21 protein-coding genes are annotated in these 19,014 nt (G+C 72.6%); 11 read left to right on the top strand and 10 right to left on the bottom strand.

Features of this window, described 5'->3' with window-relative positions:
- The first annotated feature begins 183 nt into the window (after positions 1-183).
- Entirely contained in the window at positions 184-1,335 is a 1,152-nt protein-coding gene (locus DEJ46_RS22220) for a threonine aldolase family protein (protein WP_223834952.1), read from the top strand.
- 34 nt (positions 1,336-1,369) lie between these two features.
- Here the strand turns inward: DEJ46_RS22220 and DEJ46_RS22215 are convergent, their stop codons facing one another.
- The gene (locus DEJ46_RS22215; RefSeq protein ID WP_150268981.1) at positions 1,370-1,588 is read right to left on the bottom strand and encodes a hypothetical protein; all 219 of its coding nucleotides are present in this window, start codon (positions 1,586-1,588) and stop codon (positions 1,370-1,372) included.
- A gap of 106 nt (positions 1,589-1,694) precedes the next feature.
- Between DEJ46_RS22215 and DEJ46_RS22210 the strand changes: the two genes are divergently transcribed.
- Positions 1,695-2,777 carry a DUF5937 family protein gene (locus DEJ46_RS22210; protein ID WP_223835488.1) on the top strand — a complete coding sequence of 361 codons (1,083 nt, stop codon included), beginning with the start codon at positions 1,695-1,697 and terminating at the stop codon, positions 2,775-2,777.
- A gap of 4 nt (positions 2,778-2,781) precedes the next feature.
- Here DEJ46_RS22210 and DEJ46_RS22205 read toward each other — a convergent pair whose 3' ends face one another.
- Together DEJ46_RS22205 and DEJ46_RS22200 are read right to left on the bottom strand one after the other, a co-directional pair.
- Positions 2,782-3,459 carry a response regulator gene (locus DEJ46_RS22205; protein WP_150268977.1) on the bottom strand — a complete coding sequence of 226 codons (678 nt, stop codon included), beginning with the start codon at positions 3,457-3,459 and terminating at the stop codon, positions 2,782-2,784.
- 17 nt (positions 3,460-3,476) lie between these two features.
- Positions 3,477-4,679, bottom strand: a complete 1,203-nt coding sequence (locus DEJ46_RS22200) for a sensor histidine kinase (RefSeq protein ID WP_150268975.1) — start codon at positions 4,677-4,679, stop codon at positions 3,477-3,479.
- A gap of 97 nt (positions 4,680-4,776) precedes the next feature.
- Here DEJ46_RS22200 and DEJ46_RS22195 point away from each other — a divergent pair, with 97 nt between their 5' ends.
- Together DEJ46_RS22195 and DEJ46_RS22190 are read left to right on the top strand one after the other, a co-directional pair.
- Positions 4,777-5,775: an SAM-dependent methyltransferase gene (locus tag DEJ46_RS22195; RefSeq protein ID WP_223834950.1), complete on the top strand. Its 999-nt coding sequence runs from the start codon at positions 4,777-4,779 to the stop codon at positions 5,773-5,775.
- A gap of 40 nt (positions 5,776-5,815) precedes the next feature.
- A complete protein-coding gene (locus tag DEJ46_RS22190) occupies positions 5,816-6,958 on the top strand; it encodes an NADH-quinone oxidoreductase subunit D (protein ID WP_150268973.1) in 1,143 nt (380 codons plus the stop codon).
- Positions 6,959-6,970: 12 nt separating this feature from the next.
- Here DEJ46_RS22190 and DEJ46_RS22185 read toward each other — a convergent pair whose 3' ends face one another.
- From DEJ46_RS22185 to DEJ46_RS22165, 5 genes are all read right to left on the bottom strand, one after another.
- Positions 6,971-7,474 carry a GNAT family N-acetyltransferase gene (locus tag DEJ46_RS22185; protein ID WP_150268971.1) on the bottom strand — a complete coding sequence of 168 codons (504 nt, stop codon included), beginning with the start codon at positions 7,472-7,474 and terminating at the stop codon, positions 6,971-6,973.
- The gene (locus DEJ46_RS22180) at positions 7,471-8,655 is read right to left on the bottom strand and encodes a hypothetical protein (RefSeq protein WP_150268969.1); all 1,185 of its coding nucleotides are present in this window, start codon (positions 8,653-8,655) and stop codon (positions 7,471-7,473) included. Before DEJ46_RS22180 ends, DEJ46_RS22185 begins: the two co-directional genes overlap by 4 nt.
- Positions 8,656-8,785: 130 nt before the next feature.
- The gene (locus DEJ46_RS22175) at positions 8,786-9,784 is read right to left on the bottom strand and encodes an ABC transporter substrate-binding protein (RefSeq protein ID WP_190623249.1); all 999 of its coding nucleotides are present in this window, start codon (positions 9,782-9,784) and stop codon (positions 8,786-8,788) included.
- A gap of 34 nt (positions 9,785-9,818) precedes the next feature.
- Positions 9,819-10,487, bottom strand: coding sequence for an ABC transporter permease (locus DEJ46_RS22170; RefSeq protein ID WP_150268967.1), 669 nt, complete (start codon positions 10,485-10,487; stop codon positions 9,819-9,821).
- 1 nt (position 10,488) lies between these two features.
- Positions 10,489-11,175 carry an ABC transporter permease gene (locus tag DEJ46_RS22165; protein WP_150268965.1) on the bottom strand — a complete coding sequence of 229 codons (687 nt, stop codon included), beginning with the start codon at positions 11,173-11,175 and terminating at the stop codon, positions 10,489-10,491.
- Between the two features lie 145 nt (positions 11,176-11,320).
- On the opposite strand from DEJ46_RS22165, the gene DEJ46_RS22160 reads away from it, so the two are divergent.
- The gene (locus tag DEJ46_RS22160) at positions 11,321-12,307 is read left to right on the top strand and encodes an ABC transporter ATP-binding protein (protein WP_150268963.1); all 987 of its coding nucleotides are present in this window, start codon (positions 11,321-11,323) and stop codon (positions 12,305-12,307) included.
- 3 nt (positions 12,308-12,310) lie between these two features.
- On the opposite strand, the gene DEJ46_RS22155 is transcribed toward DEJ46_RS22160, so the two are convergent.
- Positions 12,311-13,423 (bottom strand): alpha/beta hydrolase, encoded by a 1,113-nt coding sequence (locus tag DEJ46_RS22155; RefSeq protein WP_150268961.1) that lies wholly within the window; start codon positions 13,421-13,423, stop codon positions 12,311-12,313.
- Positions 13,424-13,588: 165 nt separating this feature from the next.
- Here DEJ46_RS22155 and DEJ46_RS22150 point away from each other — a divergent pair, with 165 nt between their 5' ends.
- From DEJ46_RS22150 to DEJ46_RS22125, 6 genes are all read left to right on the top strand, one after another.
- Entirely contained in the window at positions 13,589-15,457 is a 1,869-nt protein-coding gene (locus tag DEJ46_RS22150) for a phosphatidylglycerol lysyltransferase domain-containing protein (RefSeq protein WP_190622813.1), read from the top strand.
- A gap of 37 nt (positions 15,458-15,494) precedes the next feature.
- Entirely contained in the window at positions 15,495-16,355 is an 861-nt protein-coding gene (gene folP / locus DEJ46_RS22145; protein WP_150268957.1) for a dihydropteroate synthase, read from the top strand.
- A complete protein-coding gene (locus tag DEJ46_RS22140) occupies positions 16,352-16,840 on the top strand; it encodes a nuclear transport factor 2 family protein (RefSeq protein WP_150268955.1) in 489 nt (162 codons plus the stop codon). Before folP ends, DEJ46_RS22140 begins: the two co-directional genes overlap by 4 nt.
- A 121-nt stretch (positions 16,841-16,961) precedes the next feature.
- Complete coding sequence (gene folB, locus DEJ46_RS22135) at positions 16,962-17,321, top strand: dihydroneopterin aldolase (protein WP_150268953.1); 360 nt, start codon at positions 16,962-16,964, stop codon at positions 17,319-17,321.
- Positions 17,318-17,917 carry a 2-amino-4-hydroxy-6-hydroxymethyldihydropteridine diphosphokinase gene (gene folK, locus DEJ46_RS22130; RefSeq protein WP_150268951.1) on the top strand — a complete coding sequence of 200 codons (600 nt, stop codon included), beginning with the start codon at positions 17,318-17,320 and terminating at the stop codon, positions 17,915-17,917. The genes folB and folK overlap by 4 nt, the downstream gene beginning before the upstream one ends.
- Before the next feature lie 49 nt (positions 17,918-17,966).
- Positions 17,967-18,446 carry a DUF3180 domain-containing protein gene (locus DEJ46_RS22125; protein WP_150268949.1) on the top strand — a complete coding sequence of 160 codons (480 nt, stop codon included), beginning with the start codon at positions 17,967-17,969 and terminating at the stop codon, positions 18,444-18,446.
- On the opposite strand, the gene DEJ46_RS40030 is transcribed toward DEJ46_RS22125, so the two are convergent.
- Positions 18,443-18,988 carry a hypothetical protein gene (locus DEJ46_RS40030; RefSeq protein WP_223834948.1) on the bottom strand — a complete coding sequence of 182 codons (546 nt, stop codon included), beginning with the start codon at positions 18,986-18,988 and terminating at the stop codon, positions 18,443-18,445. The two genes, DEJ46_RS22125 and DEJ46_RS40030, sit on opposite strands and share 4 nt — an antisense overlap.
- Between the last annotated feature and the right edge of the window lie 26 nt (positions 18,989-19,014).

The raw sequence follows: 19,014 nt of genomic DNA, 5'->3' as shown, positions 1-19,014 counted from the left end.
CTTCCGTTCCAGTCCTCGGCGGGTACCGGACGATTTCTGGTCATGCTACGCCAGCGTTTCGCGCTCCTCCCGTGGCTGTCCACAGGCTGTGGGCGGCGGTGTGATGATCACCCCATGGACGTGAACGCAGATGTGAATGCAGACGTGGATGCAGACGTCGACCCCGTGGATTCCGTGGTTTCCGTGGATTCGGCGGACGAGGAAGCGCTCCGGCTGTACCGGGCGAAGCTCTGGGCCGGCGCCGAGCGGAGGCTGTGGCACACCTCCGTCGAAGGGACGGTCGGGCAGCGGCTGCGCGAGCTCGTCGAGTGGGCGGAGCGCGAAGGCCACGCGGACAGCCCCGTCGACATGTACGGCAACGGGCTCGTGGAGGAGGTCGAGCGGCGCGTGGCCGAGGAGCTCGGCATGCCCGCCGCCGTCTTCTTCCCGACCGGCACGATGGCCCAGCAGGTCGTCCTGCGCTGCTGGGCCGGGCGCACCGGCAGCCCCGTCGTCGCCCTCCACCCGCTCGCCCACCCCGAGGTCCACGAGGGCGGGGCGCTCGGGGCCGTCTCCGGGCTCCGCACGGTCCACCTGACCGACGCGCCGCGGCTGCCGACGGCCGAGGAGGTGCGCGACCACCCGGAGCCCTTCGGGACGCTGATGCTGGAGCTGCCGCTGCGCGACGCCGGCTTCGTCGTGCCGTCCTGGGACGAGCTGACGGAGGTGGTCGAGGCGGCCCGGGAGCGGGACGCGGTCGTCCACTTCGACGGGGCGCGCCTGTGGGAGTGCACGACGGTTTTCGGCCGTGGGCTGCCCGAGATCGCGGGGCTCGCCGACAGCGTGTACGTCTCGTTCTACAAGTCCCTCGGCGGCCTGTCCGGGGCCGCGCTCGCGGGTCCCGAGGACGTCATGGAGGAGGCGCGGGTCTGGCGGCACCGGTACGGAGGTCTGGTCGCCCAGCAGTACCCGGCGGCCCTCTCCGCGCTCCGCGGCCTCGCCGCCGAGCTGCCCCTGCTGCCCTCGTACGTGCGGCACGCGCGCGTGGTGGCCGAGGCGGTGCGGGAGGAGTTCGCGGCGGCGGGCGTGGGCTGGTCCCGGGTCCACCCGGAGGTCCCGCACACCCACCAGTTCCAGGTCTGGCTCCCCTACGACCCCGAGGTCCTGACGGCCGCGGCCGCCGCCCAGACCGAGGCCACCGGAACCGCCCTCTTCCGCCGCTGGTTCGGCCCGGGCGCGGGCGGCCCGCCGGGGGTCGCCGTGACGGAGCTGACCGTGACGCGGCCCGGTCTCGAGTGGACGGCGGAGGACGTACGGGCGGCGGTACGGGACTTCCTGTCCCGGATCGCGGCCTGACCGCCCCGGACATCCCCCCGCCCCGTCAGCCCCGTCAGCAGGAGCGGGGGCGCAGCCGGCGGCGCAGGGCCGTGCGAAGGGCCGTGCGAAGGGCCCGGTGCGCCGGGCGGCCCGCGACCACCCGCTCGAAGCGGCGGCGGTCGCGGACCGCCCGGAGGACGGTGACGTCGTGGGTGCCGGGCGCCGGTGGCAGCGGTTCGCCGAGCCGGGTGGCGCGGTAGGTGTCGAAGAGGTACTGGTGCAGCGCGTTCATGCCCTCACCGTGCGCCGCGCCGCGGCGGTCCGGCGCGCCGATTGACGGTCCTCGTCAAACGGCGCGACACCATCCCCGCCGCACCCCGCACCATGGGGGCGTGAGCGTGACGATCGACATCACCGGACTGCCGCAGGAGCTCATCCTCTTCTGCCCCTCGCCCCTGGCCGAGCTGGGTGCCGCCCTGCACGCCCTCTCCGAGCCCGCGCACCACCCGCGGCTCCATGCCTGGACGACCACGACCGCCGCCGCGCTCGAGCCCGAGCTGGCCGACCGGCTCCACGAGGCCGACTTCATGTGGAACTCCACCCGCGCGGACATCCTGCTGCCGGCGCGGCCCCGGGACACCCTCACGGAGGAGCTGGACGACCTCGACCGCCTGGACGACGAGACGTTCGTGGGCGCGGCACTGGAGATCTCCTGCAACAGCAAGTACAAGAACGGCGCGCCCTCTCCGCTCGTCGACGAGCGGATGCGCCGCCGCGCCCTCGACCTGGCCGCCGCGCGCGGGCCCCGGCAGGCGGCCTTCGTGGAGCGGATGCTCGCCGACCCGCCGGGCACGCGCGCGTGGATCCGGCGGCTCCTGGAGGACTGTGACGAGGCGTTCTTCGCCGACACCTGGCGCCGGGTCGGCGTGCAGCTCGCCGCCGACGCCCGCCACAAGACCGAGCTGATGCGCCGCAAGGGCCTCGCCGACGCCGTCTCCGCCGCCTCGTCGGCGATGACGCTGGAGGAGGACGAGCGGGGTTCCCGGATCGTCGTCGACAAGCTGGTCCAGGGGCACACGAGCGCCGAGGGCTCGGGCGTGACGTTCCTGCCGACCGCCTTCGGCTGGCCGCACCTCTTCGCCCCGTACGCACCCGGCTGGCATCCGGTGGTCCAGTACCCCGTGCCCGCCCGCGACCTCGGCGGCGCCGCCGCGACCGAGGAGGTCAAACTGCGCCTGGAGGCCATCGCCCACCCCATGCGCATGCGGCTCTGCCGCAGCCTGGCCCGCAGCTCGAACACGACGAGCGAGCTGGCCGACGCGTACAACATCACCGCCCCGGAGGTCTCCCGGCACCTCGCCGTCATGAAGAAGGCCGGGCTGATCACCACCCAGCGCCGCGGCCGGTACGTCCTCCACCAGCTCGACGTGTCCGTCGTCGCGCGGCTCGGCAGCGACTTCCTGGAGAGCGTGCTGCGCTAGAAGGTCACGCGCCGCCGCCCGCGCGGACCAGGCCCGACTCGTACGCGAGGACCACGACCTGCACCCGGTCGCGCAGGCCCAGCTTGGTGAGGATCCGGCCGACGTGGGTCTTCACCGTCGCCTCCGACAGGACGAGCCGCGCCGCGATCTCACCGTTCGACAGGCCCTGCGCGACCAGCATCATCACCTCGCGCTCCCGGTCCGTGAGCCGCGCGAGCGCACTGTCGACGGCCCGCGTCTCCTTGCCCGTCGACGGCAGCATCGGCGAGAAGCGGTCGAGCAGCCGACGGGTCGTCGAGGGCGCCACCACCGCGTCGCCGCTGTGCACCGACCGGATCGCGCCGAGCAGCTCCGCCGGCGGCACGTCCTTCAGCATGAAGCCGCTCGCGCCCGCCTTCAGCCCCGAGAACGCGTACTCGTCGAGGTCGAAGGTGGTCAGGATCAGCACCTTCGGCGCGCCCGGCTGCGAGCAGATCCGCCGGGTCGTCTCCACCCCGTCCAGCTTCGGCATGCGCACGTCCATCAGGACGACGTCGACCGCCGTGGAGCGGAGCACCTCAAGGGCCTCGACCCCGTCGCCAGCCTCCGCCACGACCTCCATGTCCGGCTGGGCGGCGAGCACCATGCGGAAACCGGTACGCAGCAGCACCTGGTCGTCGACGAGCATCACGCGGATGGACATGTCAGGAAGATCCTCTTCTAGTGAGCGGGCTTGAGGGGAAGCAGGGCGCTGATCCGGAAACCACCACCGGGGCGCGGCCCCGCGTCCAGCGTGCCGCCGACCATGCCGACCCGCTCGCGCATCCCGATCAGACCATGGCCGCGCCCGTCGGCGCCGCCGTCCTCGTACATCTCCTGCGGTGCGCCCCGGCCGTCGTCCTCGACGAGCAGCCCGAGGCCGTCGTCGAAGTAGACGAGCCGGACGCTCGCGCCGACGTCGGGACCGCCGTGCTTGCGCGTGTTGGTGAGCGCCTCCTGCACGATCCGGTACGCGGTGAGCTCGACGCCGCTGGGCAGCGGGCGCGGGCTCCCCTCGATCGCGAAGTCGACGGTGAGGCCGGCGCCCCGGACCTGCTCGACGAGGTCCTCGATCTGCCGTACGTCGGGCTGGGGCACGTACTCGCCGGCCTCCTGGTGCTCGCCGGTGCGCAGGATGCCGAGGAGGCGGCGCATCTCGGCGAGGGCCTGCCGGCCCGTGGTGGAGATCGTCTCCAGGGCCTGCTTGGCGGTCTCGGGGGACGAGTCCATGACATAGGCGGCGCCGTCGGCCTGGACGACCATCACCGACACGTTGTGCGCGACGACGTCGTGCAGCTCGCGGGCGATCCGGGCCCGCTCGGCGGCGACGGCGACCTTGGCCTGGGCCTCGCGCTCCTGCTCCAGGCGGGAGGCCCGCTCCTCCAGCTGCGCGAAGTAGGCGCGGCGGGTGCGGAGCGAGTCGCCGAGGACCCAGGCGAGGGCGAAGGGGACGGTCATGATGACGGTGAAGAAGATCGTGGCCGCGAGGGAGTCGATGCCGTCCATGGGCCATCTCAGCTGCGAGAGCGTGGCCGCGCTCAGTCCGCCGGCGAGCGCGAGGCGGGACGCCCAGCGGGGTCCGTCGTGCGCCGCGACCGTGAAGACGATCACGAGCATGGCGAAGTCGGCGACGAACGGTTCCAGGCCGAAGGCGAGCTGGCCGAGGCCGAGGGCGACCGACAGCAGCAGCATCTTCTCCGGGGCGCGTCGGCGCAGGGCCACGACCAGGGAGAAGAGCACCGCGACCACCCCGAACGCGAGGGGGTTGCCGACCGCAGGGTAGGTCGTCCCCACCCACAGCAGGGAGACCCCGAGGAGGACGACGGCCCAGAAGGTGTCGACGCCCGTCGGGTGTCTGCGGATGAAGTCGTAGAGGCGCTGCACGTCACCCAGAGTAGGGAAGGCCGATAGGTGCAGGGATCAACCGTTGGGCCGATCCTTGACGACCGGACCGTACTCCCCGAGGTGGAGACTGGGGCCCGTGACGGATGAGGTGACGGGTGAGACGTGTCAGTGGCAGGGGTGGCGCGAGGCCACGGAGCGGGCGCTGTACGGCCCGGGGGGCTTCTATCTGCGCCCCGAGGGACCCGCGGGCCATTTCCGTACGTCGGTGCACGCCTCCGCGCTCTTCGCGGGGGCCGTGGCCCGGCTGCTCGGCGAGGTCGCGGAGGAGCTGGGGACGGCCGGGGTCGATCTCGTGGACGTGGGCGCGGGCCGGGGTGAGCTGCTGACGGCGGTGCTGACGGCGACCGCGGGCACGGGTCTCCACGTCCGGGCGTACGCGGTCGAGCGCGCGGCCCGTCCGGCGGGGCTCGACGAGCGGATCGTCTGGACGGACCGGCTGCCGGAGCCGGGGAGCGTGCGCGGGCTCCTCTTCGCGAACGAGTGGCTCGACAACGTGCCGGTGGACGTGGCCGAGGCCGACGCGGCGGGCGTCGCCCGGTACGTGGAGGTCCGCGCCGACGGTACGGAGCGGCTCGCCGCGCCCGTCGCGGGCCCCGACGCGGAGTGGCTGGCCCGCTGGTGGCCGCTGCGGGAGCCCGGCGCGCGGGCCGAGATCGGGCGCCCCCGGGACGCGGCGTGGGCGGCGGCGGTGGGATCGCTCGCGGCGGGCCGCGCGGTGGCCGTCGACTACGGGCACGTACGGGACTCCCGGCCGCCCTTCGGCACCCTGACGGGCTTCCGGGCCGGCCGCGAGGTCCCGCCGGTCCCGGACGGCGGCTGCGACGTGACGGCCCACGTGGCGGTGGACGCGTGCGCGGCGGCGGGGGGCGGGGACGGGGAGCTGCTCACCCAGCGGGAGGCCCTGCACCGGCTCGGGGTGTCCGGGGGGCGCCCGCCGCTCTCCATGGCCTCGGCCGATCCCGCCGGCTACGTCCGCGCGCTCGCCTCCGCCGGCGAGGCCGCCGAGCTGACCGCCCGCGGCGGTCTGGGCGATTTCCACTGGCTGGTCCAGCGGGTCGGGCCCGCCGCCGGGTGACCCGTGGGCCGGGGGCGCGGGGCAGGGGATACTGTCCCGCATGACGGAGACGACGGTCGGAATCGGCGGCGCGGCGGAGAGCACCGACATGGTGCTGAACATCGGCCCGCAGCACCCCTCGACCCATGGCGTGCTCCGGCTCCGGCTCGTCCTCGACGGCGAGGTCGTCCAGCAGGCCGAGCCGGTGATCGGTTACATGCACCGCGGCGCCGAGAAGCTCTTCGAGGCGCGTGACTACCGGCAGATCATCATGCTGGCCAACCGTCACGACTGGCTCTCCGCCTTCTCCAACGAGCTCGGGGTCGTCATGGCCGTCGAGCGGATGCTGGGCATGGAGGTCCCCGAGCGCGCCGTGTGGACCCGTACGCTCCTCGCCGAGCTGAACCGGGTCCTCAACCACCTCATGTTCCTCGGCTCGTACCCCCTCGAACTGGGCGGGATCACCCCGGTCTTCCACGCCTTCCGGGAGCGCGAGGAGCTCCAGGCCGTGATGGAGGAGGTCTCCGGCGGCCGGATGCACTACATGTTCAACCGGGTCGGCGGCCTCAAGGAGGACCTGCCCGCCGGCTGGCTCGGGCGGGCGCGGCAGGCCGTCGCGGACGTCCGTTCGCGGATGGACGTGTACGACCGGCTGGTCCTCGGCAACGAGATCTTCCGGGGCCGTACGCGCGGCGTCGGCGTCCTGTCGCAGGCCGCGGTCCACGCGTACGGGGTGTCCGGGCCGATCGCCCGCGCCTCGGGCGTCGACTTCGACCTGCGCCGCGACGAGCCGTACCTGGCCTACGGGGAGCTCCAGGACACGCTGCGGGTCGCCGTGCGCGAGGAGGGCGACTGCCTGGCCCGCTTCGAGTGCCTGCTCGACCAGACCCACAACGCCCTGGACCTGGCGGACGCCTGCCTGGACCGGATCGCCGAGCTGCCGCAGGGGCCGATCAACCAGCGGCTGCCGAAGGTGCTGAAGGCGCCGGAGGGGCACACGTACGCCTGGACGGAGAACCCGCTCGGCGTCAACGGCTACTACCTGGTCTCCAAGGGCGAGAAGACGCCGTACCGGCTGAAGCTCCGCTCGGCGTCGTTCAACAACATCCAGGCGCTGGTCGAGCTGCTGCCGGGGACGCTCGTCGCCGACATGGTCGCGATCCTCGGCTCGCTGTTCTTCGTCGTCGGCGACATCGACAAGTAGGCAGGCCGGGGCTCAGGCCCGGCGCATCACCACGTAGTCGCGCTGCTCCTTGCCGGGGCGCCGGCGGTCCACGACCTGCCAGCCCCAGCGCGTGTACCGGTCCGTCAGTTCCGGTACGTCGAGGGTCATGAGCAGGGCCGGTCCGGGCGACCCGACCACCAGCAGCCCGTCGTGGAGGGAGCTGCCGATGCCCTGGCCCTGGTGGCCGGGGGCGACGACCAGCTCGGCGAGTTCGAAGGTGGGCTCGCCGCCGGACAGCGCGGTGTCGGTCCATCCGGCCGCGAAGCCGAGCAGGGCGGCGCCGGCATCGTCGGGTTCGTCGGCGGCGTACGCGGCGGCCGCGCAGAAGTCGCCCTTCCGCGCGGCGCTGTCGAGCAGCCGGTCCACGGTGCGTACGGCGCCGAGCGGGGGCTCGTGCCAGGGGGATCCGCCGAAGGCCTGGGCGCACAGGGCGATCAGTTCCTCGCGGCGTCGGGCCGCCTCGGCCGCCGTGAGGAGGGCGAGGCGGTACGTCACGAGTTGACCGCGCCGCGCAGTTCGGCCACGTCGAGCTGCTCGGTCTCGTCGTGCGCGGTCAGGTCGATGACCTCGCCGATCGTCCGGGGCGCCGCCGGCGCCGGCGGCGCGAGGGGAGGGAGCGGGACGAGCAACGGGGTCTCGGCGGCCAGGGCCTCTTCGAGGACCTCCTCGCCCACGACGTCGGCGAGGTCGGTGTTCTGCACGGCCTCGATGGCCGCCGCCACCTTCTGCGTACCGAAGAAGTCGAAACCGCCCTCGGGGCGGGGGACGGGCCTGCGGGCCGCGTAGGGGACGATCGCCGCGGCCCGCTGGACGGCGGGCACGCGGGGGGTCCCGGTGGGTGCGACGGGGGCGGGCTCGGCGCGCTCGGTGGCCTGATCGGCCTGGCCGGCCTCGGAGTTCGGGACCGAGTCCTCCGTCGAGGGCGCGGCGGGCAGTGCCGCCTGCCCGGGGGCGGGCCCGAGGGCGGGGGCGGCCGTACGGCTGTGCTGCTCGGTCCCGGCGGCCGCCGCGTGCTTCCCCTGCGGCTCCTCCGTCTCGCGGGCCCGCTCGGCGAGGTCCCGCGCGCGGGCCGCCTCGGCGGTGCGCCGGGCGTGCTGGGCCACGGCGTTGCGCGGGAGGTCCCGCAGGGCCTGGGCGGCCTTGCGGTACGCCTCCGGGGTGGGCGCGGACCCGGCGGCGGGCAGGGCCTTCGCCCCGGTGCCGGCCCCCTCGGCCGTGGTGGTCGCCTCCAGGGCGAGGACGCGGCGGCCCTCCAGGGCGCTCGCGCGCTCGGTCTCCGCGGTGGCGTACCGGCGGAGGAGGTCGGCGTGCTCGCCGCGCAGCGCGGCGAGCTCGACGCGCTTGGCGCGGAGCTTGGCGTCGAGCCGCGTCCGCAGGCCGCGGGACTCCTCCAGGTCGGACTCCAGCTCGGCGACCCGCTCCTCGGCCTTCCACTGGTCGGCGGTGCGGGCCCGGTTCAGCTCGGCGACGCGGGCGCCGGCGCTCCGGTCCCAACTGCGCATGAGGACGGCGCCGGTGACGGCGGCCGCGGCGGCGGCGACCGCGAGCAGCCGCACGACCAGGAGATCTCCGGGCAGCCAGACGACCGCGGCGCACACGACCGCGGCGCCTGCGACCGCGGAGGGCGGCAGCAGCTTGTGCAGAGGCGGGGAATGGCGGTGGCGTCCACGTGGCATGGCCTGAAATTTACCGTGCGTAGGCGCCATGTGGGGTGTCGGCCCGGCAATCTCTTGGCCACTTCTCGCCAGAAGAAGTGGTGATCAACCCTTCCGGTTCCGTTTCGGGCCGACTCCCCCCACCTTGGACCTACTTGTTGAGCAGCCCCTTCGCCGTCAGATAGTCCTTGGCGACGTCTTCCGGCTTCGCCCGCTCGGCATCCACCTTGCGGTTGAGTTCGGCGAGATCCGCTGTCGTCAGGACCTTGGTGATCTTGTCGAGGGCGGCCGCTATCCCGGGTGCGCCGGCGTCCTTGGCGTTGACCACGGGCAGGACGTTGTCCGCGTTCTGCAGCTTCTTGTCGTCCTCCAGGAAGACGAGCCCGAAGTTCTCGATCGTGGCGTCCGTGGTGGTCGTCAGGACCAGCTGGTCCACCCCGTCCTTGACGGCCTGCTTGGCCTGCGGTGTCCCGACCCCCTTGGGGTCGATGCCGGCCACGTCGATCCCGTACGTCTTCTTCAGACCGGGCGCGCAGAACGGCCGCACCGCGCATTCGTCACCGGCCGCGATCTTCACCTTGATCTTCGCGCGGCCGAGATCGGAAAGGGTCTTCAGCTTGTTCTTCTCGGCGAATTCCTCGGTCACCGCGAAGGCGTTCTGATCGACGGCCCCGCCGACCGCGAGCACCTTCAGACCACGCGGTTCGGCGAGCTTCCGCAGCGCCTCGACCGTCGCGTCCGCGTCACCGGAAGCGACCGGCTTGTCCTCGGGCGCCTTCGGGCCGTTCACCTTCGCGTTGAGGAATTCCGCGATCGTCGCGGCGTATTCCGGTACGACGTCGATCTCGCCGCTCTCCAGGGAGGGCTCGTACAACTCGCGATTCTTCACGGTGGTGACGGATGCGGAGTATCCGGCGTCCCGCAGCGACTGGGCGTACAGCTCGGCCAGCACCTTCGACTCGGTGAAGGCCGCCGCGCCCACGACCAGCGAGCCCTTCTCCGCCCCCGCGGAGGCGCCGCCGGTGCCGCCGGAGCTCTTCCTGCCCCCCTCCAGGCTGTCACCACCGCACGCGGCGAGCGCGACGGCCAGCGCCGTCGTCCCCAGCACCGCACCCGCGACACGCGAGACCCTGTTCACAAGACCACCCATCTCCGTCATCAACTTCAGCAGGTCGTTCGGTCGTTCATTCGCTTGTTCGCCTGTTCGTCAGGAGCCGGTCCGCTCCCGCGAGGACCGCCTCCACCAGGAGGGCGAGCAGGGCCACCAGCACCGCGCCCGCGACCACCTGTGCCGTGTCGTAGAGGGCGAAGCCGGCCGTGATGATCCGGCCGAGGCCGCCCTGGCCGACCATCGCGGCGACCGTCGCCGTGGCGACGACCTGCACCGCCGCCGAACGCACCCCGGTCATCACCACCGGCCCCGCCAGCGGCAGTTCGACGCGCCGGAACACCTGACCGCCCGTCATCCCCATGCCCCGCGCGGCCCGCACCGCGGCCCGGTCCACCTCCCGCACCCCCACGTACGCGTTGGTGAGGAGCGGCGGTATCGCGAAGAGGACGAGGGCGACGACGGTCGGCACATAGCCGGCGTTCCGCAGGGGCGAGACCATGAACAGCGCGAGGACCGCGAAGACGGGGACCGCCCGGCCCACGTTGGCCACGTTCACCGCGAGCGCCCCGCCCCGGCCGAGATGGCCGAGCCACAGCCCGAGCGGCAGCGCGACCGCCGAGGCGATCAGCAGGGCCGCCCCGCTGACGTACACGTGCTCCGCGAGCCGCTGCCCGATGCCCTCCTCGCCGGTCCAGTGCGCGCCGGTGGTGAGCCAGGCCCAGGCGCCCGTCACGATCTCCACCTCACGCACCCCCCGGCGCGGTCCGTATCCGGGTCCACGGGGTGAGGAGCCGCTGGAGCCCCAGGAGCAGCAGGTCGGCGGTGACGGCGAGCAGCACGCACAGCACGGAGGCGGCGAGCACCTGCGCCTTGAAGAAGGTCGGCAGGGCGTCCTCGATGAGATTGCCGAGCCCGCCGCGGCCGACGACCGAGCCGACCGTCGTCAGCGCGATCGTGGAGACCGTCGCCATCCGTATGCCGGCCATCAACACCGGCAGCGCCAGTGGGAGTTCGACCTGCCACAGCAGGCGCCATGAGCCGTACCCCATGCCCCGGGCGGCCTCGCGCGTCTCGGCCGGCACGGCGTCGAGCCCGGCCAGCGTGTTCCGCACGAGGATCGTCAGCGCGTACAGCACGAGGCCGGTCACGACGAGCGCCGCCGAGAGCCCGAAGACGGGCAGGAGCAGCGAGAACATCGCAAGCGACGGCACCGTGTAGAGCAGGGTCGTCAGCCCGAGGACCGGGCCCGCGAACCGCGGCCTCGCCCGCACCAGCAGCGCCAGCGGCACCGCGACGAGGAGCGCGAGGAGCACGGACACGACCGTGATTCCCACATGCTGGAGGGTCGCCTCCGTCAGGTCTTCGCTGCGCGTGCGCAGATACTCCCCGCATATCCAGTCGTTGGTGACCAGACAGTTCGGCGTGCTCATCCGCCCCTCCCCCCGGGTCGTCCGCTCGCTCCGAACGTATGTATGACGACCCTAACCCTCGCCACCGACAATCACCGGGATCCGCCACAATGCGGCAACACGCCCTTCACACACCCCCGGCGACCAGGGGCCAGAATGGGGAACCATGATCCGGTTCGAGCACGTGACCAAGCGGTACGCGGACGGCACCACGGCTGTCGACGACCTCTCCTTCGAGGTCGCCGAGGGCGAACTCGTCACCCTGGTCGGGCCGTCCGGCTGCGGCAAGACGACCACGATGATGATGGTCAACCGGCTCGTCGAACCGACCTCCGGGCGCGTCCTCGTCGACGGCCGCGACATCGCCGGCGTCGACCCGGTCGCCCTGCGCCGCAAGATCGGCTACGTCATCCAGCAGGTCGGGCTCTTCCCCCACCGCACGGTCCTCGACAACACCGCGACCGTCCCCGCCCTCCTCGGCTGGAAGAAGGCCGCCGCACGCGCGCGTGCCGCCGAACTCCTCGACCTCGTCGGCCTCGACCCGGCCGTCTACGGCTCCCGCTACCCCGCCCAGCTCTCCGGCGGACAGCGCCAGCGCGTCGGCGTCGCCCGCGCGCTCGCCGCCGACCCGCCCGTCCTCCTCATGGACGAGCCCTTCGGCGCCGTCGACCCCGTCGTCCGCGAGCGCCTCCAGAACGAGTTCCTCGCGCTCCAGGCCACCGTCCGCAAGACCGTCCTCCTCGTCACCCACGACATCGAGGAGGCCGTCCGCATGGGCGACCGCATGGCCGTCTACGGGCAGGGCCGCATCGAGCAGTTCGACACCCCCGCCACCGTGCTCGGCTCCCCCGCCACCCCGTACGTCGCGGACTTCGTCGGCAACGACCGCGGGCTCAAGCGGCTCGCCGTCACGCCCGTCACCGAGGCCGACCTCGACATCTGGAAGGGAAGCCGCGAAGGGGACGCCGGAGGGCCCGAGGAATACGAAGACGGTACCCATGTACCCCTCGGGACCTCCCTCAAGGACGCGCTCGCCGTACTCCTCCAGCACGACACCGGCCGGCTCACCGTGACCGGCGCCGACGGCCGCTCGGTCGGCGTCCTCACCCCGGAGGGGGTCCACCGCGCCCTGCGCAGGGCCACCGCCGACTGAGCGTCAGGCCGCGCTGAGCCGCCCCGCCATCCAGACCAGACCCGGCGGGATCTCGCGGTTCCACGTGTTGAAGTTGTGGCCGCCGCTCTCCAGCGTGATCGACGAGACCCGCGCCGGGCTCTTCACCTTCTTGATGAAGTCGAGCGTCCCCTTCAGATTGCCCTCGCCCTGCTTCGACGTCGTCACCAGGAACGACGACTTCCCCTGCGGCAGGTGGTCCAGGCTCCACAGCAGGTTCCCCCGCTTCCGCAGCCGGTCGTCGCCGTGGAAGAGGTCGCCCGTCGTCACGTCCTCCGCCGCCTTGTAGTACGCCGAGAAGCCCGCCCCCGCCGCGTACCGGTCCGGGTGGTGCAGCGCGATCTTCAGCGCGCAGTACCCACCGGTCGAGTTCCCCATGAAGCCCCAGTTCCGGGGCTTCGTCCCCACGCGGTACGTCTCCGAGACCGCCTTCGGCAGATCCTCGGCGAAGAAGGTCTCCGTCTGCGGGCCGCCCGGAATGTCCACGCACTCGGTGTCCCGCGGCGGCGCCACCGTCGGACGCAGCATCACCAGGATCATCGGCTGCATCTTCCCGGCCTTCGCCTGGGTGTACGCCGTCCTCGGGTACTTCAGGCCCTTGAGCAGGTTCTCCGCCGTGCCCGGGTAGCCGGTGAGCACCACCGACGCCGGGAACGTGTTCTTCGCGTACCGCTCCTGGAAGTACTCCGGCGGCAGGTAGACGTAGGCCGGCGAGGTGATCCCCGACCGCTCCCCCTTGACGACGACCTTCTGTATCTGGCCGCCGACCTCCGGCCGGGACCCGCCCGGCACCTTCAGCCCCTGCTTCTCCACCACCTGCACGTCCTTCGCGGCGGCCGAGTGGTCGACGACCACCCCCATGTCCTGCTCCTGCCCGAACAGGTCGGCCCAGGAGCCGTAGAAGAGGAAGGAACGGTTCGCCGCGAGACCGACCGCCGCGAACAGCGCCACCTGGGTCACGAGCAGCAACCCCACCCGCCCCACGACCGCACGCCAGCCGCGCCGCGCGAGCCGCGGCCAGAGCCAGACGGTGACGAGGAACAGCGCCACGGCCAGCACCACGGCCAGCACGAGGACTTTGTTGCTGATGAGCCCCATGAGACGCCCGAGCCTTCTTTCCAAGAATTTCCTGTGAACCGATGAACCCGGCTCCGCGCCACTCCGTCCTAGAGAGCGCACCAGCCGGTACGGCCCGCCGAACGCGCCGCAGGGCCCGGCCGGAGTCAGAGACCCCTCGCAGGACCACGGGAAGTACGGGAAGCCATGTCTGTCACGGTAGATGGGGACAAATCGCGATTGGTTCCGGTTCAGGTACGCCGGATTCTGCGCGGCCCCCGCCCCGAGAAGGTCCCCGCCCTCGTCGGCACGGCCTGCACCCTCATCGGCCTCATCGACATCGCCGCCGGAGTCTTCCCCCGCTTCCGCGCCAGCCGCATGCACGCGATCGCCGAAGTCCTCCCCGGCACCCTCGGCCCCCTCTCCGCCGCCCTCTCCCTCAGCGCCGGCGTCCTCCTCCTGCTCCTCGCCCACGGCCTCAAGCGCCACAAGCGCCGGGCCTGGCGCGCCGCCGTCGTCCTCCTCCCCATCGGCGCCGCCGCCCAGTTCGTCTGGCGCCACTCCGTCATCGGCGCCCTCTTCTCCCTCGCGCTCCTCGCCCTCCTGCTGCGCCACCGCGACGAGTTCGCCGCCCTCCCCGACCCGCGCAGCCGCTGGCGGGCACTCGCCAACTTCGTCGTCATGGGCGCCGGATCCATCGCCCTCGGCCTCGTCATCGTCAGCGCCCACCCCCGCCGCGTCGTCGGCGACCCCAGCCTCACCGACCGCCTCGAACACGTCCTGTACGGACTCTTCGGCGTCGAAGGCCCCGTCGCCTACACCCGCGGCGTCGACTGGACCGTCGGCTACTCCCTCGGCGCCCTCGGCATGCTCACCGCCCTCACCACCATCTACCTCGCCTTCCGCCCCGAGCACCCGGCCGCCCTCCTCACCGACGACGACGAGACCCGACTGCGCGCCCTCCTCGACCAGCACGGCGGCCGCGACTCCCTCGGCCACTTCGCCCTCCGCCACGACAAGGGCGTCGTCTTCTCCCCCAGCGGCAAGGCCGCCGTCTGCTACCGCGTCGTCTCCGGCGTGATGCTCGCCAGCGGCGACCCCATCGGCGACGTCGAGGCCTGGCCCGGCGCCATCGAACGCTTCATGGACGAGGCCAAGGCCCACTCCTGGACCCCCGCCGTCATGGGCTGCTCCGAGACCGGCGGCCAGGTCTGGACCCGCGAGACCGGCCTCGACGCCCTCGAACTGGGTGACGAGGCGATCGTCGACGTCGCCGACTTCTCCCTCTCGGGCCGCGCCATGCGCAACGTCCGCCAGATGGTCAAGCGCATCGAACGCAACGGCTACACCACCCAGGTCCGCCGCGTCCGCGACCTCGACGACGCAGAGCTGGAACGAGTCCGCCGCGCCGCCGCCGACTGGCGCGGCACCGACACCGAGCGCGGCTTCTCCATGGCCCTCGGCCGCATCGGCGCCGCCGGCGACGGAGACGCCGTCATAGCCACCGCCCACAAGGACGATCCCGACGACCCGGCCCACCCCGCCTCCCCCTACGGAGACCTGAAGGCGATCATCCACTTCGTGCCCTGGGGCCCGGACGGCATGTCGCTCGAACTCATGCGCCGCGACCGCTCCGCCGACCCCGGCATGAACGAACTCCTCATCGTCGCCGCCCTCCAGGCCTCCCCCGCCCTCGGCATCGAGCGCGTCTCCCTCAACTTCGCGATGTTCCGCGCCGCCCTCGCACGCGGCGAGAAGATCGGCGCGGGACCCGTCCTGCGCGTCTGGCGCGGACTCCTCGTCTTCCTCTCCCGCTGGTTCCAGATCGAGTCGCTCTACAAGTTCAACGCCAAGTTCCGGCCACGCTGGGAACCCCGCTTCGTCGTCTACCGCAAGAGCCGCGACCTGCCCCGCATCGGCCTCGCCGCCATGCGCGCCGAAGGATTCGTCACCGTCTCCCTCCCCCGCCTGTTCCCGCACCGCCGCCCGCCCCGCACCCCGCGCCCCTGCGCCCACATCGTCCCCACGCTCACCACGGCACCCGCCCCCGCCGAGCGCGAGGTCCAAGCCGCCTGATCCCACCCCGGCAGGCCCTGGGCCCTAGGCTGGAGACATGAGTAAGACGATCGACCGCGGCACAGCCCAGGGCCTGCCGGAGTGGGACCGCTGCGCGGTCATGGGCGTGGTCAACGTGACCCCCGACTCCTTCTCCGACGGCGGCCGCTGGTTCGACACCACGGCCGCCGTCAAACACGGCCTCGACCTCGTCGCCCAGGGCGCCGACCTCGTCGACGTCGGCGGCGAGTCCACCCGCCCCGGCGCCAGCCGCGTCGACGAGGAGGAAGAGCTCCGCCGCGTCGTCCCCGTCGTCCGCGGCCTCGCCGCCGAAGGCGTCACCGTCTCCGTCGACACCATGCGCGCCAGCGTCGCCGCCCGCGCCGTCGAAGCCGGAGCCGTACTCGTCAACGACGTCAGCGGCGGACTCGCCGACCCCGGCATGGTCCCCGCCGTCGCCGCCGCCGAGGTCCCCTTCGTCGTCATGCACTGGCGCGGCTTCAGCCAGAACATGAACGACCTCGCCGTGTACGACGACGTCGTCGCCGAGGTCGTCACCGAACTCCGCACCCGCCTGGACGCCGTCGTCGCCGGCGGCGTCGCCCCCGAGCGCATCGTCGTCGACCCCGGCCTCGGCTTCGCCAAGCTCGCCCCCCACGACCTGGCCCTCGTCGCCCACCTCCCCGAGCTCCGCGCCCTCGGCCGGCCCCTCCTCGTCGCCGCCTCCCGCAAGCGCTTCCTCGGCCACGTCCTCACCCGCGACGGCGCCACCCCGCCCCCCGCCCGCGAGCGCGACGCCGCCACCGCCGCCGTCTCCGCCATCGCCGCCCACGAAGGCGCCTGGGCCGTCCGCGTCCACGAGGTCAGGGCCACCGCAGACGCCGTACGCGTCGCACGCGCCGTCGAGGGAGCCAGGTGACCGGCAGCCATCGCCAGGACGACCGGGCGGCCGTGGAAGCCGTCAACACCGCCTTCTACGAGGCGATGGAGTCCGGCGACTTCGAAGCGGTCTCCGCCCTCTGGCTCGACGACGGGGCCACCCCCATCAGCTGCGTCCACCCCGGCTGGCCCGTCCTCACCGGCCGCGGCGAGGTGCTCCGCTCGTACGCCCTGATCATGGCCAACACCGAATACATCCAGTTCTTCCTCACCGACCTCAGGATCTCCCTGTCCGGCGGCACCGCCGTCGTCACGTGCACCGAGAACATCCTGAGCGGCGGACCGGCCGAGGACGGGGCCGAGCTCGGCCCCCTCGTCGGCCAGCTCGTCGTCGCGACCAACGTGTTCCGCGACACACCGGACGGCTGGAAGATCTGGTCCCACCACGCCTCCCCCGTCCTGACGGAGACCGAGGACACGGACACCGGGGGCCCCGGCGTGGACGGCACGGAACCCCCGGCCTGACCCACCCCTGGCCCCCCGAGGGCAAGCGCTGTCGGTCGCCGCAGGTAGATTCGAAGTGGACACCCGGCCGTCCGCACCCGGCTGCGTGGCCACCCGAACTACGACAGCAGGAGTGATTCGCGTGGATCGTGTCGCGCTGCGCGGCCTCAAGGCCCGAGGCCACCACGGCGTCTTCCCCAAGGAGCGCGAGGAGGGCCAGACCTTCATCGTGGACCTGGTCCTCGGCCTGGACACGCGCCCGGCGGCCGCCGACGACGACCTGGCGAAGACCGTGCACTACGGCGTCGTCGCCGAGGAAGTCGTCGACGTCGTCCAGGGCGAGCCCGTCGACCTCATCGAGACCCTCGCCGAGCGCATCGCTCAGCAGTGCCTCAGCCATCCCGGGGTACAAGAGGTGGAAGTCGTCGTCCACAAGCCGGACGCCCCCATCACCGTGCCCTTCGACGACGTGACCATCACGATCACCCGGAGCCGACGATGAAGCCGACACAGAGCGACCCCACCGTCCAGCCCGTACCGGCCTCCGTCGTCGCCACCGTCGACGCGGCCGACACGACCCTGTCCAACCCCCGCTGGGCCGTCCTCGCCCTCGGCGCGAACCTCGGCAACCGCCTGGAGACCCTCCAGGGCGCCGTCGACGCCCTCGGCGACACCCCCGGCCTCCGGGTCAAAGCCGTCTCCCCCGTCTACGAGACGGCCCCCTGGGGCGTCGAGCCCGGCACCCAGCCCTCCTACCTCAACGCCGTCGCCCTCGTGAAGACGACGCTGCCGCCCTCCTCACTCCTGGAGCGGGCCCACGCCGTCGAGGAGGCCTTCCACCGCGTCCGCGAGGAACGCTGGGGCGCCCGCACCATCGACGTCGACATCATCACGTACGCCGACGTGGTCTCCGAGGACCCCGTCCTCACCCTCCCGCACCCCCGCGCCCACGAGCGCGCCTTCGTCCTCGCCCCCTGGCACGACGTGGACCCCGCCGCCCAGCTCCCCGGCCGCGGCGCCGTCGCCGATCTGCTCTCCGCACTCGGCGGCGAGGGCGTCACTCCCCGTGTCGACCTGGAACTCCGTCTGCCCGAGTAGTCGTTAGGCTCGTGGCAGACCGCCCCCGCGACCACGTGAAGGACACCCGGTGAAACAACTGCGGCTGAAGGTGCTCACCGGACTGTTCCTCGTGGCGGGCATCCTCTCCTGGGGCGGCGCCCGCCTGTGGGACTCCGTCGGCACCCTCCCCAGCGTGCCGATCGCCGCACCGATCGTCCTCGCCGTGATCGCGGTCGTCCTCACGGCGACCGCCCTCTCGATCCGCATCCGCCTCAAGGCCCAGCGCGAGCGCCGCCCCGGCGCCAAGGGCGTCGAGCCCCTGATGGCGGCCCGCGCGGTGGTCTTCGGCCAGGCGAGCGCACTGGTGGCCGCCCTCGTCGCCGGCATGTACGGCGGCACGGGCGTCTTCCTCCTCGGCTCCCTCGACGTCCCGGCCCGCCGCGACCAGGCCCTCTACGCGGCCCTCGCGGTGGTCGCGGGCATCGGCGTCATCGCGGCGGCCCTCTTCCTGGAGCGCGTCTGCAAACTCCCGGAGGACGACGACGAGAACCGGTCGCCGGCAACCTAGCCCTGCGACCGGAGGGCCGGCCAGGTCTCGCGCACGAGGTGCCCATTCACCAGGAAGGTCGGGTACGGGGCGAGCCGGTAGCTGTAGAAGGTGAAGGGCTTCGCGCCGAGGGCGGGGCGGGGGCGGACTTCCTGGACCTTGATCCACGATGATTCGGGCGGGTCGAGGGGGTGCTCTTCGGGCGCGAAAATGCCCCGGCGGGCCCAGCCGTCCGTCAGGGAGAGCTGTGAACGCATTCCCCGCTTCGACGGTGTGAACCGAGCTCCGATGATCTGCGCCAGCTCCGCCAGAAACGGAACGTTCGCGCTGACGACATGGCGGCCTCCGCGGTCCTTGGCACGGCAACCGTCCTTCTCGATGTACCCGTCGAGGAAGCCGTCGAAGGTATCGATGTCCCGCAGGACCACACGCGGAAAGGCCTGCCGCATGTGGTGAGCGTCCCCACCCGCGTAGTACCGCAGCGCGTCGGAGAGATACGAGGAGACCACCCGTACACGGAAACCGGGCAGGTCCCGCTTCAGATAGCCGGACGGCCGGGTCACCGCCTCAAGGACGAAATAGCCGAACT

Origin of the sequence: Streptomyces venezuelae (assembly GCF_008642375.1) — a bacterium.
Taxonomy (GTDB): domain Bacteria; phylum Actinomycetota; class Actinomycetes; order Streptomycetales; family Streptomycetaceae; genus Streptomyces; species Streptomyces venezuelae_G.
The sequence above is the reverse complement of the archived record's forward strand: the minus strand, read 5'-3'. Positions and strand labels throughout refer to the sequence as shown.

What these genes read in the sequence shown, in the direction of transcription:
- DEJ46_RS22215 (WP_150268981.1), bottom strand. Translation starts at nt 1,588, where the DNA reads ATGAACGCGCTGCACCAGTACCTCTTCGACACCTACCGCGCCACCCGG.
- DEJ46_RS22205 (WP_150268977.1), bottom strand. Translation starts at nt 3,459, where the DNA reads ATGTCCATCCGCGTGATGCTCGTCGACGACCAGGTGCTGCTGCGTACC.
- DEJ46_RS22190 (WP_150268973.1), top strand. Translation starts at nt 5,816, where the DNA reads ATGACGGAGACGACGGTCGGAATCGGCGGCGCGGCGGAGAGCACCGAC.
- DEJ46_RS22180 (WP_150268969.1), bottom strand. Translation starts at nt 8,655, where the DNA reads ATGCCACGTGGACGCCACCGCCATTCCCCGCCTCTGCACAAGCTGCTG.
- DEJ46_RS22175 (WP_190623249.1), bottom strand. Translation starts at nt 9,784, where the DNA reads ATGGGTGGTCTTGTGAACAGGGTCTCGCGTGTCGCGGGTGCGGTGCTG.
- DEJ46_RS22165 (WP_150268965.1), bottom strand. Translation starts at nt 11,175, where the DNA reads ATGAGCACGCCGAACTGTCTGGTCACCAACGACTGGATATGCGGGGAG.
- DEJ46_RS22160 (WP_150268963.1), top strand. Translation starts at nt 11,321, where the DNA reads ATGATCCGGTTCGAGCACGTGACCAAGCGGTACGCGGACGGCACCACG.
- DEJ46_RS22155 (WP_150268961.1), bottom strand. Translation starts at nt 13,423, where the DNA reads ATGGGGCTCATCAGCAACAAAGTCCTCGTGCTGGCCGTGGTGCTGGCC.
- DEJ46_RS22150 (WP_190622813.1), top strand. Translation starts at nt 13,589, where the DNA reads ATGTCTGTCACGGTAGATGGGGACAAATCGCGATTGGTTCCGGTTCAG.
- folP (WP_150268957.1), top strand. Translation starts at nt 15,495, where the DNA reads ATGAGTAAGACGATCGACCGCGGCACAGCCCAGGGCCTGCCGGAGTGG.
- folK (WP_150268951.1), top strand. Translation starts at nt 17,318, where the DNA reads ATGAAGCCGACACAGAGCGACCCCACCGTCCAGCCCGTACCGGCCTCC.